Here is a 13582-nt window from a genome sequence, read left to right as displayed (position 1 = left end):
TGCGTACCAGAAACTCTTGCACGAATGCCAATTTACGAGAACGTGGGGCGACTGTTACGGTCATATGATGGTGGCAACCGGACGGGCGGAAATTATGATGGATCCGAAAATGAATTTATGGGATGTCGCTGCGATTAAACCGATTATCGAAGAAGCCGGCGGAAATTTTTTTAATTGGAACGGACGAAAGGCATTGCATATCGATGATGCAATAGCTTGCAATAGTAAATTGGAAGCTGAAATTTTAGAATTATTAAAATGATGCTATCCTTCTGTGGAATGATAAGTTTTGTTTTCAAATGAAGAGTTTTCTATGCGTGATTATAAAAACAAACAAATCACTGTATTCTGGGAATCTAAATTGTGCATTCATTCAGGTAATTGTGTCCGTGGCCTTCCGTCAGTATTTGATCTGAAAAAACATCCATGGATCAACGTGGATGCTGAAAACGCCGACACGATCGCACAGGCGATTGACCGTTGTCCGTCCGGCGCTCTGTCGTATAAACGTTCTGAAAATTTATAATCATTTATGTGAATTCTATTCAGAATAAGGACTTTATTTTATCGGAGATTTTATGGCTTTTGATATTCAGGAAATTCTTGAAACCGTTCGTATGACTGAGGTCGAACATTTTGATATTCGAACGACGACCATGGGCATCAGCTTGCGCGATTGTTCGACCGGTGATGCACGTACAACAATTGAAAAAATTTACAACAAAATCTGCCGAACCGCCGAAAAACATGTGGCAACGGCCAAAGATGTTGAAATGAAATACGGAATTTCAATCGCCAACAAAAGAATTTCAATCACGCCCGTATCGATTCCGTGCGATTTTTTTACTCCGTCGGAATTTGTCCAACTCGCACGCCGTTTGGATGACGCGGCGGCGACGGTCGGTGTAGATTTTCTGGCGGGTTATTCCGCGCTGGTGCAAAAAGGTTTTACCAACGGTGACAAAGCGCTGATTGAATCGATTCCCGAAGCGATCGGCACGACGCAGCGCGTATGTTCGTCTATCAACGTAGGATCGACCAAAGCCGGCATCAACATGGATGCGATTATTGCTGTCTCGAAAGTTATTAAAGATCTTGCCGAAAAGACAGCTTCGGAAGGCGCGATCGGCTGCGCCAAATTTGTAGTGTTTTGTAATGCCGTAGAAGACAATCCATTTGTCGCCGGTGCTTTTCACGGCGTGACGGAACCGGAAACGGTGATCAATGTCGGCATCAGCGGACCGGGCGTGGTTTTGCATGCGATCAAAGAAGCTCCGAATGCGGATCTCGGCGAGTTGTCAGAAATCATTAAGCGTATGACGTTTAAAATCACGCGAGCCGGCGAGTTGATCGGTCGCGAAGTAGCGAGACAACAGAATGTCGAATTCGGTATTGTCGATCTTTCACTTGCACCTACACCGGCGCCGGGTGACAGCATTGCCGACATTCTGGTTGCAATGGGATTGGAGGACGTGGGCGCTTGCGGTACAACCGCCGCGCTAGCCATGCTGAACGATGCGGTAAAAAAAGGCGGACTCATGGCGTCATCGTATGTCGGTGGATTGAGCGGTGCATTTATTCCCGTGAGCGAAGATCAAGGAATGATCAGCGCGGTTGAGAAAGGGCATCTGAGCTTGGAGAAATTAGAAGCGATGACGTGCGTCTGTTCCGTCGGCCTCGACATGGTGGCCGTTCCGGGTGATACGCCGTGGGAAAATATTGCCGGTCTGATTGCCGATGAATCGGCCATCGGTATGATCAATAATAAGACAACGGCCGTTCGTATCATTCCGGTTCCTGGAAAAAAAATCGGAGAATCCGTGGACTATGGCGGTCTTTTGGGAAAAGCGCCGATCATGCCGATTCGAAACTTATCGTCGATGAAATTTATAACCCGCGGTGGCCGCATTCCTGCGCCGACGCAAGGTTTGACGAACTAACCGAACACACCTATCTTCGAAGAATTTGAAGTTCAATATAGTGGTGAAAGGAATTGCCATGAAAACAAATCGGCGTAACTTCCTCAAACATTCAGTAATTGCCGGAACGGGTTTGGTATTGCCAAAAATAGCCATTGCAGAAAATATTTTTGACGATCAAAAATCATTTAAACCGATTGCGATCTCCAGTGCGAACGGTCTCAAAGCAACAGCCAAGGCGATGGAATTGATCCAGCAAGGTGCGGATGCACTCGACGCGGTTGTGGCCGGAGTGAATATCGTCGAAGACGATCCGGATGATATGAGCGTCGGGTACGGGGGCTTGCCAAACGAGGAAGGCGTAGTCGAACTGGATTCATGTGTGATGCACGGACCGTCTTGCCGCGGCGCCGGTGTGGCGTCGCTGCGTAATATAAAAAATCCGTCCAAAGTCGCGAAGACGATCATGGAACGTACCGATCATGTTTTGATCGTAGGAGAAGGGGCTCTGAAATTTGCTAAAGCGCATGGATTCAAAGAAGAAGATTTGCTCACGGATCGTGCAAGGGAAGTGTGGTTAAAATGGAAAGAAAACCTGAGCCCGGAAGATGATTGGCTGCCGCCGCACACGATCGACGATAAAGGCATCGGCCAGACGTTGCAAAATTTTTTCAGATTAACCGGTACGATCAATTGTAATGCCTTGGATAGTTTCGGCAATCTTTCCGGTGTGACGACGACCAGCGGGCTTGCTTTTAAAATTCCCGGGCGTGTCGGTGATTCGCCGATTCTTGGAGCCGGATTGTATGTGGACAATCTCGTCGGTGCAGCTGGTTCGACCGGACGCGGCGAAGCAAACTTGCTCAATTGCAGCAGCGTGATGATTGTCGAATACATGCGTCAGGACAAATCGCCGGAAGAAGCTTGTCTCATGGCGTGCCAGCGTATTGCCGATCATACAAAAGAAGCGCGCTTGCTCGATGATGATAAAAAACCAAAATTTGATGTTAAATTTTATGCGATCAATAAAAAAGGCGAATACGGCAGCGCGTCAATTTGGAGCGGCGCGCAGTTCGCGCTCAATACCGGAGAAAAAGAAAGCGTCCTGAAAAACAGCGCCTACTTATTCAAGAGGAAATCCTGATGACGGCGAAAAATTTTGTCTGGATAGCTAGGATTGTTATTGCTTCAACATTTATTTTTTCCGCCGTAGCCAAGTTACTTTCTCCTGGATTATTTGAGATTACGTTGATTGATCAAGGTGTTTTTTCAGACCGCACGGCCGCAGCGTGGACAGCACGGTTTCTCATTGCAGTCGAATTGACGGTTGGTTTACTCTATCTTCAAAAACATTATCTCAAAACGGCAGTCTCTTTGCTAACCGGCCTGATGTTATCGGGTTTTACCGTACATTTGTTATACCTGGCGATCAAAGGCGATCAGCAAGATTGCGGTTGTTTTGGCAAATTGCTGGCGATGTCGCCAGTCGAGTCGATAATCAAAAATATTGTTTTGCTGGCGTTGGTTTATTTTGTTTTTCGCAACACCGAAGTCGTTAAAAATTCTTGGAAAATTCCGTTAGCCGTTTTACTGATTTCGGCGGTGTGTGTCTGGACATGGGCGCCGATAAAAGTTTTGAACGATTTTACTTTCAAACAATATACGAATTTCGAGGAACGCGGCCGTGTAGATCTGGCGGAGGGCGAAAACCTGATGTGTATTTTTAATCTGGATTGCGAGCATTGTCAGGCTGCCGCGCGGGAACTGACGGAAGCACGCAAAACTGCCAAAATTCCTGAAACCTATATTTTATTTTTCAGCGAAGAAGGTATTTCCGTCGATTCGTTTTTTACTATCGCCGGTGCACGCTATCCGTATCATATGGTCAGCGCGGAAGAATTTTTCAGTTTGATCGGTAATACTCCGCCGCGAATTTATTGGCTGAAAGAAGGACGAATTGAGAAATACTGGGATGCCGGTTTTACCTTCCATTTGAGGGAAACTTTCAAATAGAACTCATCGCCGCAGAGCCCAAAATGTAAAAATGTATCTTGGCAATGTGTCGAATCTGTATCAGTTTTGAAACTAGTTATAACGGATAAGTTTCATCGATGTGATTTGTCTAAATCAATTTCATGTGTATTATCTACGCAGCCTCTGTATTCAATTATTAATCTGAGGGAGTTCTTACATGCTTGCACAAGTTTTATCGGCCACCACGTTTGGAATCGATGCCTATATCGTCAAAGTCGAAGCGCATTTGGAGGGAGCCGCGCCTGCATTCATTACCGTCGGTTTGCCGGATGGCGCGGTGAAAGAAAGCCGCGAGCGCGTAAATGCCGCAATCAAAAATTCCGGTCTGCAATTTCCAATCAAACGGATTACGATCAATCTCGCACCGGCCGACATTCGTAAAGAAGGTTCTGCTTTTGATCTGCCGATTGCGATCAGTATTCTTGCGGCGAACGGACAAATTCAATCTGATAAACTCGATCAATTCTTGATCCTGGGCGAGCTTGCATTGGATGGGAGCCTTCGGCCTATTACCGGCGCGTTGTCCATTGCGGTTAAAGCGAAATCCGAAAATTTGCGCGGAATTATTTTACCGGCCGAAAATGCCGGCGAAGCTGCCATGACGGAAGGATTGGAAGTATTTCCGGTAAATAATTTGTACGACACGGTCGCATTACTCAATGGAGAAAAATCAGTGCCGCCCCATCGTGTCGATATTAATTCGATTTTTAATTCGACTAATCATTATCATGTTGACTTTCAAGATGTAAAAGGACAGGAGCATGCCAAACGCGCGTTGGAAATCGCAGCGGCGGGGGGACATAACATCATTATGATCGGGCCTCCGGGCAGCGGCAAAACCATGCTGGCCAAACGCCTGCCCACGATTCTTCCTGATCTGACACTTGATGAAGCTCTAGAAACTACAAAAATTCATTCTGTGGCCGGGATGTTACCGGGTAATGAACCTTTGATCACGACACGGCCTTTTCGTTCACCGCACCACACTATCTCGGATGCCGGATTGATAGGCGGCGGACATATTCCGAAGCCCGGTGAAGTGAGTTTAGCGCATCATGGCGTTTTATTTCTCGATGAATTACCGGAATTCAAAAAAAATGTACTCGAAGTCATGCGGCAACCTCTGGAAGACAGCAAAGTTACGATCAGCCGTGCCGAAATGTCGTTGACTTATCCTGCTAATTTTATGCTATCCTGTGCGATGAATCCTTGTCCGTGCGGTTATTACGGCGATCCGAATAATCAATGCTCATGCACGCAACAAACCATTCAGCGCTATATGTCGAAAGTTTCAGGACCGTTGTTGGATCGTATTGATATTCATATCGAATGTCCGGCCATCAAATACAAAGAACTTTCCGGCGATACGACCGGCGAACATTCATCGGCGATTCGTGACCGTGTACGGAAAGCCCGAAAAATTCAAATTGAGAGATTTAGAAAATTTAAAATTAACGGCAGGAAATTATATTGTAATGCTGACATGGAATCGCAGGAAATAAGGCAGTTTTGCAAGATTGATGATCGAGGAGCCGAACTGATGAAGATGGCCATTACGAAACTTGGTTTATCGGCGCGCGCTTACGATCGCATTCTTAAAGTAGCACGTACCATTGCCGATTGCGCCGACAGCGAATCCATTCACCCTGAGCATATCAGCGAAGCGATTCAATACCGCAGTTTAGACCGGACGTATAAATTTTGAAACATATGTTTTTAGATTAGCTGTTTTCTAATAAATATTTGAGCTGTTTCAAGTCTTTTTGATTCGCTTTTTTTACGGCGAACGCCATAAACGGTCGAAACAGTCGTGAAAAACCAGCCGGATTTCCTCTGTTTCGTAAAATCATGCGCGTAGTTTGAGAATCGAGACTTTCCCATGTATAGGTGGTTTCCATTGGAAAAGGACCGTCAGCTGTTCGCATACTTAATTTTTGTTCAGGAATAAATTCAACCACTTCGTAAGTGTATTTTAATTTTTTTCCAAGGAAGTGGGCTTCAAACAGAAACTGCGATCCGACGGCAAGCGGCCGGGAAGTTTTCCATTGCGCAAAATGGATATTGGCATACCATTCGGGCGCAAAATCGGGATTGGACGCCCATTCTGCAGTTTTTTGCCGGGGCGCCGATATTATGATTTCAGTTGTAACGTCAAGAGCGTTCATAGGAGTTTAGGAATTTTTTTGGGTCCGAATTGCGCCAATCAAAAATATAACTACGGAACCTAACATACCGAGAACACCGATCATGCCAAAAGGCGGAAAATCAGATGCTGCTCCGGCAGCACCTTTAGCCGCCAAACCAATCGGCAATACTAAAGCAAGTGCGGCTAGGATGGAACCGGTCTTTTTCAATCCGTTTGATAAATTAAGCTTGTCTACCCAAAGTGCAATGATCAGATTGTAAAGACTTAAAGGCATGCCGTGTGAATGCCCTTCTCGCAAATAAAATCTGACCAACGATAGGACATGATTGCCGTCCTTAACTGAGTATTGATCAAACGTAAATCCCAGTGAGATGCCTCCTAAGACAGCCAATGTCAAGCCTGTAAAACCTACAACCACATTCAATTTGCCGTAGTTCATATTATCCTCCGATAATAAATGATACGTGGATATCTGTTTTATTAAGAACGAATCAATCTTGAAAAATAGGACAGAAAAATTTAATAAAAATATTTAGTAAAAATTACAAGCTACAATAAAATAAAAAACCCCTCTTACTTCATTCTTGAATAAATGACTGAGGGGTAATTGAAAATTTAAATCTTCTGACTCAGAATTAGTCGGCGTTACATTCTCATTGCAAAAGCGCCGTTGACATTGACCACTTCATCAAGTAAAACCGTATAAGCGCTGATCGTTAGCGGCAGTTCCGCTAAATTCAAAACTGTAGCAAGGCAACGTAGTACGTTAGGTATCGAGGCTTGCACTGCCGGTGACAGCTTTACACGCATAGGTTGAAACGTCGAAATAGAAATAGTAATGACGGTCATGTCGGGTAATTTTTGCACCAGCGATAAGGATTCAATTAAATCGCGAAGCCCGATTTCATGAGCGCTCAATACTTTTGGAAAATCCGAAGCAAATTTCGGACGAATGATGTTGACTTTGCCAGGTTCCTGACCGTCTAATGCCGCATCGATTAAAATGATCCGATCATACGATTGCAGCATTTCCAATAAATGAAACCCTCCCGTTCCACCGTCTACAACGTCGATATGATTTGGCAATTGTTCAGCATTGATCCGGCGCACGACATGAATACCGACGCCTTCGTCAGCCAATAAAACATTTCCAACTCCTAAAATGAGCGTGCGATTTACTTCGGATTTTCTCATTAATTTTTCCCCTTCTCTTTTTCAATAAATTTCCACCCGCCGACCATAGAGGATAAAACACCGCGGCCTTCCACATAGTCGTGGTAAAAAACCAGATAAACATGAATAAATGAAAAAATAATAAAAAACCACATCGCCATATGATGCCATTGGCGTACGGCGAAATCACCGCCCATCATCGGAACGATCCATGCAAAAAGCCGAGGCAGCCAGGAGTCACTCATAGCGGCATACATGCCAAATCCGGTCATGCATTGGAACAAAAAGGCGATGAATGTCAGAAAATAAGTCAGGCTTGCCAAGGCATTGTGCCCGATCGATTCCAGCGGTTGTGCTTTTGCCTGGAGAATATCGACTTTTAATACGTCGATAATTTCCCGCCATTGAGATTTGTGGAAGACCAGAAAATTATTCCACCGAGCGTAAGAATTTCCGACAAATCCCCAGTAAATTCGTCCAACGAAATTAAAAAAGAAAACAAAAGCCGTTACGAAATGAATAAACCGAACCGTGCCGAACCAATATCCGAACGATGCTTCGGAGCCGCTCTGCAAGGCAAGCGGCGAGCCGATAAAATAACCGGTGATGCACAATACGGTCACGCACACGGCGTTAACCCAGTGATACACGCGAACCGGCAACTGCCACACATAGTGCCGGCGGATACTAACGGTTTCCATAGCACCACCTCCTAAAATGTTTGCAGTTGATGAACGTACGTTCCTTTTTCGTCATACACGTGTACGGCACAGGCGAGACACGGATCAAACGAATGGATGGTACGTAAAATTTCCAGCGGCTGTTCCGGATCTTTGACCGGCGTATCGATCAACGATGCTTCGTACGCCGAACGTTGCCCTTGCGGATCGCGCGGCGATGCGTTCCACGTACTGGGAACGACCAGTTGGTAATTGTCGATTTTCTGATCTTTGATGACAATCCAATGAGCGAGCGCGCCGCGAGGTGCTTCAGTCAATCCAACGCCTTTGGCATCTTTCGGCCATGTCGCCGGTTCCCATTTTTCCATGTTAGCGGTACGCGTATCGCCGTTGCGGATATTCGTCAGCAATTGATCGTAAAACTCCTTGGCCCACATGGCGATGAGTTTTGTTTCCAATCCTCTGGCCGCTGTCCGTCCTAACGTCGAGAACAAAGCTCCCACTGGCACGTTGAGGGCTGCCAAAGCGCCGTTGACTACTTCTTTTACTTCTTCCCGACCGGAAGCGTAGGCGACTAGCAAACGTGATAACGGTCCGACTTCCATCGGCATACCTTTCCATCGGGGAGTTTTGAGCCAGCTGTATTTCTGATCGACATTGAGATAATCGTACGGCGGTTTGGGGCCGGTGTAATTAAGATTGGTTTCGCCCGCCCACGGATGTTTTCCTTTTTCATCGCCGTCGGAATAAGTATACCATGAATGCGAAATAAATTCCTGAATCTGTTCCGCATCGCTTCCGTCAATCGGATGAACGGTACTCAAATCCCGATTAAGAATAATGCCTCTTGGAAATTTGAATTGGGCAACGTCGGCATACCCGTTAACCGGTAGATCCCCATAAGCCATGTAATTAGAAAGCCCGCCGCCAATGCCGCCCCAGTCTTTGTAAAATCCGGCAACGGCGACAAGATCCGGCAAGTACACTTTTTCTACGAATTCCTTTGCTTCTTCGAATAAGCGTCCAACCATAGCCAGACGTTCGGCATTGATGGAATTGGATTCTTCAACATTAATCGCACAAGGAACGCCTCCTACTAAATAATTAGGATGAGGATTTTTACCGCCGAAAATAGTATGGACTTTGACAATCTCTTTCTGCCATTCAAGCGCTTCGAGGTAATGCGCGACGCCAATCAGATTGACTTCATTGGGTAATTTATACGCCGCGTGTCCCCAATAGCCGTTCGCAAAAATACCAAGTTGCCCGCTGTCGACAAAAGTTTTCAGGCGTTTTTGTAAATCGGAAAAATATCCGGGAGAACTGTTAGGCCAATTTGAAATGCTTTGAGCTATTTCCGATGTTTTTTTCGGATCGGCCTTTAGAGCGCTCACGACGTCAACCCAGTCGAGTGCATGCAAGTGATAAAAATGAACGACATGGTCCTGCAAATACTGGGCACAGAACATCAAATTGCGAATCAGTTCGGCATTAGGAGGAACTTTTATTTTTAATGCATCTTCTACGGATCGCACAGAGGCCAGCGCGTGAACTGTCGTACAAACGCCGCATGCCCGTTCTGTAAAAGCCCACGCGTCACGCGGATCGCGGCCTTTTAATATCAGTTCAAATCCGCGCACCATCGTGCCGGAACTATACGCGTCAACGATTTTTCCGTCTTTGATTTCGACTTCAATCCGGAGATGTCCTTCGATGCGCGTGATCGGATCGACTACAATTCGGTTAGCCATTAGGCACCTCCCTTCTTATCCTGTTCATTTTGATCTTTTTTGATTTCGTGCCGTTTCCGAATATTCGTTGAAATGGCATGCGCGGCCATACCGGCCAAAGTTGCCGCACCGACCGCAACGCCGATTTTGTCCGCCGTGGTTTCGATACCGAATCCCGGGAAGGAAGCCAGATGTTGATAAAACGGCCCGTTATCCCAGAAATTAGCTTCGCTGCAACCGATACATCCATGGCCGGATTGGATCGGGTAACTGACGCCATTATTCCACCGCATAACACCGCAGGCATTGTAGGTGACGGGTCCGCGGCATCCGACTTTGTAGAGGCAATAACCGCGTTTGGCATTTTCATCGTCAAATGATTCAACGAACAATCCGGCGTCATAATTCGGTCTGCGGTAACACGTATCATGAACGCGTCGGGAATAAAATGCTTTTGGTCTACCTAATCCGTCGAGCTGAGGAATCCGATCGAAAGCAAGCAAATGAACAATCGTTCCTGCCATCACTTCACCGATGGGAGGGCAACCCGGAACATTGATGATCGGTTTACCAGTGACGATTTTATGAATCGGTGTTGCGCCGGTCGGATTGGGTTTCGCACCCTGGATGCAGCCATTGGATGCGCAACTGCCCCATGCAACAATCGCTTTGGCGCCTTCGGCCGCTTCTTTGACGATGTCCAGCGCCGTTCTTCCGGCAATACAGCAATACACGCCGTCCGCTTCCGTCGGTATCGATCCTTCGCACAACATCAGGTATTCACCCTTATATTTTTTCATCGTGGCGTGCAAAGCTTCTTCCGCTTGCTTGCCAGCCGCAGCCTGCAATGTTTCGGTGTAATCGAGGGAAATTTTATCGAGCAGAATGTCAGCGACAATCGGATGAGAAGAACGGATGAATGACTCGCTGCAACAGGTGCATTCCTGAAAGTGGAACCATACAACAGGTACGCGCGGTTTTGTTTCTAACGCGTGCACAACCCGTGCAAGCCCGGTGGCTTCGACACCGATCAATGCACCCATCCAGGAACAAAATTGCAGAAAATCCCGTCGCGAATAACCGCGATTTTGCATTTGCTCATAAACGGTGAGCATTTTTTCTTCCATAATTCCTCCTGTAGAGTGTTAGACTTGGACAATTTATTCCGGTGATGTAACCGGTTGGTGATTTCTATGAATTGAATAAGTTGCTTTGATTAACACTTTGTCACCCAGATGGGCATCGTCCGATAATGTTTCAAGCGGAACTTCAATCATGCATGATTCAATCCGGATTTTGGCCCGGCGGCGATTAGGATCGTCAACGAATTCTACGATTTGTCCTTGATGTACTACAGATTCCATGTGACACTTTTCGTCTAAACTTAATAGACAAAAAACCAAACAAGTTCCATGCCCGTTCAAAAAGAGTTATAAATAATGAAATTGAATTGTTATTTAAGACTGGGGTAGCGGTTATCCGCAGTGTAGTAACGAATTTCCGCAGGTACATTTGGCAGATCAGGAACAATTAAAAAAAATGGCAAACACAGGTATCCATTGGGAATGAATGCTTGTCGTTTGCCAAATTTAGCAGTTAAATGAAAAAAACTATTTAACCGTTTCGACTTTAGTCAAAGTGATTTCTATTTTTTTAAAGCTTTTAAATAATGATTTTTCATTGATATAAAAGGCACGGTTGACACCTGAGTAATCTGTAGGGAAATCAGCATCCATACCGGCCGGGCGGGGGTCATATTTGTCACCGAATTCCTGTCTTTCATTTTCATACAAGGGACCCTGATCGTCGTAGATGACTGCATTATAGTAGACAAAACGAATTTTATTTTTAGATTCATTCTTAAATTCCATGGCAATAGCAAACATCTCATTTCCGGATAACTGATCGATCATAAGATATGGTTTTGATAAGCGGCATGAAAGGCCGGGATAATCAGCAAATGTTTGCCACGGTGATTCAAAAACCGGCTTATCATTCATGGCGTCAGCCGATGCCTTGTGAACTTCGGTGATTTTGAAATCCAGCTTGCCATACGATTGTTGCATTGATTTATCTTTTGAAACAAAGAAGACATCCGTTCCTTTATAACCGGGTTTGAGAACGTCCCCATCTTTGGGTGAAAGAGTCATGGGGCTGGTACTGCAGGTATATTCTGAAAGAATTTGACCTTTTTTGTCATATAACTTCACTAGAAAATCAATTGCGGTAATATTGGTTTCCGAGCGATTGGTAAATTCTAATGCAACGGTAAAATTAGGTTGGCCGGTGTGTTGCATGTCCCAATCCTGATATCTTAAATAAGGCTTTGAAGTTCTGAATACTAATCCGGGATGGTCGGCAAATTTAATTTCTTCTTTGTCAAAAATGGCTGAATCAGGCAACTTCTGTTGCGCTTGAATGCTTGTAAAAGCTAAAAAAAGAAAAAATGTCAAATAGAGATATTGATTTTTCATAACCCCTCCGTTTTGTGGTTTAAAAAAATAAAATAAAAAATTTTTAATGACAATCAATTTTTTGCGAGACAAATGGGTAAAGTATCGGCATTGAACTCAACGCGGTTGAGCGGCATAACACCGTCGAACGCATAAAGATAAAGTGTGTCACCGGATATTCTGAAACCGGCGTGAACATCGAATTCCGTAGCTGTAAGAAATAATGAATCGCCTTCAATAAGATAATTAATAATATTATGTTCAAAACATAATGGTTCGCCAGAAAATGACTCGTAATAATTGAGCACAGAGTTGGTGCTAAAATCAAAATAATCCGTTTCAGAACTTAGCCATTTAGTACCTTCCAATGGATTTTTATTATTTTCATCACACGCAAAAACTTGCCAATACTTTCAACACAATAATACTGATTCGGATTTTCATAAGCCGTCTCCCTTTCAAAGTTGTAAAAGGTGTTGAATTAAAAATGGAGTGATGATAAAAACAAGCAAGGTCAGTACCATTTAAGGCTGACTGGAAATATGGAATTTATTGCTCAGAAAAAAGTAGAATTTAACGTGATTCCGCTTGTAAGTTGCGGAATTCCGCAAGTTCACTCGATGCCATATTTTTTTAATTTATCACGAAACGTCGATAAACTAAGCCCGAGCTGTTTAGCGGCTGTTGTTCTGTTACCGTTGGTCTGTTGCAGAGCTTGTTGTAATAAATTCATTTCGAGGCAAACGGTGATCTGCTCAAACGACATATTTTTTTCGATAAGGCATCGTTGGCAAGCATGGATGACTGACGCGATGGGATGATCATTGCTGATCTCAAGCGGCAGGTTGTTGACTGTGACGGACGTATGCCCGTTTAGCGCTATACGTTGGACGACGTTACGCAATTCGCGAATATTGCCCGGCCACCGATAACGTGATAATGCTATCAAAGCATCCGCTTCAATCGGGATTTCTTTTTCCGGCGAATATTTTTTTAAGAAATGTGAAATCAATAAAGGTAAATCGTCCGTGCGATCGCGAAGCGGAGGCACAAGTACCGGAACGACATTAAGCCTGTAAAAAAGATCGGCGCGGAAAAGATTTTTTTCAACCAACGTCTTTAAATCGACTTTTGATGCGCTGACGATTCGCACATCGACCGAAATACTTTTATGACCGCCAATGCGCATAATTTCGCGCGATTCAAGTACGCGCAGTAATTTACTTTGGAGGTGAAATGGAAAATCGTCAATATCGTCAAGAAACAACGTGCCGGTATGCGCCAATTCAAATAATCCGCGGCGTTCGGAATTAGCGCTCGTGTAAGCGCCGCGCTCGTGCCCAAAGAGTTCACTCTCCAGCAGGTCCTGAGGCAATGCCGTGAGACTGATTTTAACAAAAGGTTGTAATGCGCGCGGGCTGGTGCGGTGAATGTATTCGGCAATCAA

At 45.0% G+C, this 13582-nt stretch carries 16 protein-coding genes; 6 read left to right on the top strand and 10 right to left on the bottom strand.

Going from position 1 to position 13582, the window contains the following annotated elements; all coding sequences use genetic code 11:
* From K1X84_15275 to K1X84_15250, 6 genes are all read left to right on the top strand, one after another.
* Positions 1-262: inositol monophosphatase (locus K1X84_15275; protein ID MBX7152988.1), on the top strand; the 262-nt coding region annotated here is incomplete at its 5' end.
* A gap of 51 nt (positions 263-313) precedes the next feature.
* On the top strand, positions 314-526 hold the full coding sequence (locus K1X84_15270; GenBank protein ID MBX7152987.1) for a (4Fe-4S)-binding protein: 213 nt from the start codon (positions 314-316) through the stop codon (positions 524-526).
* Between the two features lie 52 nt (positions 527-578).
* On the top strand, positions 579-1940 hold the full coding sequence (locus K1X84_15265) for a PFL family protein (GenBank protein ID MBX7152986.1): 1362 nt from the start codon (positions 579-581) through the stop codon (positions 1938-1940).
* Positions 1941-1998: 58 nt separating this feature from the next.
* Complete coding sequence (locus tag K1X84_15260; protein ID MBX7152985.1) at positions 1999-3063, top strand: N(4)-(beta-N-acetylglucosaminyl)-L-asparaginase; 1065 nt, start codon at positions 1999-2001, stop codon at positions 3061-3063.
* A complete protein-coding gene (locus tag K1X84_15255) occupies positions 3063-3932 on the top strand; it encodes a hypothetical protein (protein ID MBX7152984.1) in 870 nt (289 codons plus the stop codon). The genes K1X84_15260 and K1X84_15255 overlap by 1 nt, the downstream gene beginning before the upstream one ends.
* A gap of 178 nt (positions 3933-4110) precedes the next feature.
* Positions 4111-5658 carry a YifB family Mg chelatase-like AAA ATPase gene (locus tag K1X84_15250; GenBank protein ID MBX7152983.1) on the top strand — a complete coding sequence of 516 codons (1548 nt, stop codon included), beginning with the start codon at positions 4111-4113 and terminating at the stop codon, positions 5656-5658.
* A 16-nt stretch (positions 5659-5674) separates the two neighbouring features.
* On the opposite strand, the gene K1X84_15245 is transcribed toward K1X84_15250, so the two are convergent.
* The 10 genes from K1X84_15245 to K1X84_15200 form a co-directional block, all read right to left on the bottom strand.
* A complete protein-coding gene (locus tag K1X84_15245; protein MBX7152982.1) occupies positions 5675-6118 on the bottom strand; it encodes an SRPBCC family protein in 444 nt (147 codons plus the stop codon).
* A 6-nt stretch (positions 6119-6124) separates the two neighbouring features.
* Positions 6125-6538: a hypothetical protein gene (locus tag K1X84_15240; GenBank protein ID MBX7152981.1), complete on the bottom strand. Its 414-nt coding sequence runs from the start codon at positions 6536-6538 to the stop codon at positions 6125-6127.
* Between the two features lie 206 nt (positions 6539-6744).
* Positions 6745-7293, bottom strand: a complete 549-nt coding sequence (locus K1X84_15235; GenBank protein MBX7152980.1) for a hydrogenase maturation protease — start codon at positions 7291-7293, stop codon at positions 6745-6747.
* The gene (gene cybH / locus K1X84_15230; protein ID MBX7152979.1) at positions 7293-7973 is read right to left on the bottom strand and encodes a Ni/Fe-hydrogenase, b-type cytochrome subunit; all 681 of its coding nucleotides are present in this window, start codon (positions 7971-7973) and stop codon (positions 7293-7295) included. The genes K1X84_15235 and cybH overlap by 1 nt, the downstream gene beginning before the upstream one ends.
* Positions 7974-7984: 11 nt before the next feature.
* Positions 7985-9703, bottom strand: coding sequence for a nickel-dependent hydrogenase large subunit (locus K1X84_15225; protein MBX7152978.1), 1719 nt, complete (start codon positions 9701-9703; stop codon positions 7985-7987).
* Positions 9703-10809 carry a hydrogenase small subunit gene (locus tag K1X84_15220; GenBank protein ID MBX7152977.1) on the bottom strand — a complete coding sequence of 369 codons (1107 nt, stop codon included), beginning with the start codon at positions 10807-10809 and terminating at the stop codon, positions 9703-9705. Before K1X84_15220 ends, K1X84_15225 begins: the two co-directional genes overlap by 1 nt.
* Positions 10810-10842: 33 nt before the next feature.
* Positions 10843-11046: a hypothetical protein gene (locus K1X84_15215; protein ID MBX7152976.1), complete on the bottom strand. Its 204-nt coding sequence runs from the start codon at positions 11044-11046 to the stop codon at positions 10843-10845.
* A gap of 246 nt (positions 11047-11292) precedes the next feature.
* Entirely contained in the window at positions 11293-12156 is an 864-nt protein-coding gene (locus K1X84_15210; GenBank protein ID MBX7152975.1) for a hypothetical protein, read from the bottom strand.
* 53 nt (positions 12157-12209) lie between these two features.
* Complete coding sequence (locus K1X84_15205) at positions 12210-12503, bottom strand: hypothetical protein (GenBank protein MBX7152974.1); 294 nt, start codon at positions 12501-12503, stop codon at positions 12210-12212.
* Positions 12504-12748: 245 nt separating this feature from the next.
* The coding region (locus tag K1X84_15200; GenBank protein MBX7152973.1) for a sigma-54 dependent transcriptional regulator at positions 12749-13582 on the bottom strand (834 nt) is incomplete at its 5' end.

It is taken from the genome of bacterium (assembly GCA_019695335.1).
Lineage (GTDB): Bacteria > CLD3 > CLD3 > SB21 > SB21 > JABWBZ01.
The sequence above is the reverse complement of the archived record's forward strand: the minus strand, read 5'-3'. Positions and strand labels throughout refer to the sequence as shown.

Bases quoted from the DNA above. Each gene is read 5' to 3' on its own strand.
- K1X84_15220 (MBX7152977.1), bottom strand. From the start codon at position 10,809: ATGGAAGAAAAAATGCTCACCGTTTATGAGCAAATGCAAAATCGCGGT.
- K1X84_15245 (MBX7152982.1), bottom strand. From the start codon at position 6,118: ATGAACGCTCTTGACGTTACAACTGAAATCATAATATCGGCGCCCCGG.
- K1X84_15265 (MBX7152986.1), top strand. From the start codon at position 579: ATGGCTTTTGATATTCAGGAAATTCTTGAAACCGTTCGTATGACTGAG.
- K1X84_15215 (MBX7152976.1), bottom strand. From the start codon at position 11,046: ATGGAATCTGTAGTACATCAAGGACAAATCGTAGAATTCGTTGACGAT.
- K1X84_15270 (MBX7152987.1), top strand. From the start codon at position 314: ATGCGTGATTATAAAAACAAACAAATCACTGTATTCTGGGAATCTAAA.
- K1X84_15250 (MBX7152983.1), top strand. From the start codon at position 4,111: ATGCTTGCACAAGTTTTATCGGCCACCACGTTTGGAATCGATGCCTAT.
- K1X84_15210 (MBX7152975.1), bottom strand. From the start codon at position 12,156: ATGAAAAATCAATATCTCTATTTGACATTTTTTCTTTTTTTAGCTTTT.
- K1X84_15225 (MBX7152978.1), bottom strand. From the start codon at position 9,703: ATGGCTAACCGAATTGTAGTCGATCCGATCACGCGCATCGAAGGACAT.
- cybH (MBX7152979.1), bottom strand. From the start codon at position 7,973: ATGGAAACCGTTAGTATCCGCCGGCACTATGTGTGGCAGTTGCCGGTT.
- K1X84_15235 (MBX7152980.1), bottom strand. From the start codon at position 7,293: ATGAGAAAATCCGAAGTAAATCGCACGCTCATTTTAGGAGTTGGAAAT.
- K1X84_15255 (MBX7152984.1), top strand. From the start codon at position 3,063: ATGACGGCGAAAAATTTTGTCTGGATAGCTAGGATTGTTATTGCTTCA.
- K1X84_15260 (MBX7152985.1), top strand. From the start codon at position 1,999: ATGAAAACAAATCGGCGTAACTTCCTCAAACATTCAGTAATTGCCGGA.
- K1X84_15240 (MBX7152981.1), bottom strand. From the start codon at position 6,538: ATGAACTACGGCAAATTGAATGTGGTTGTAGGTTTTACAGGCTTGACA.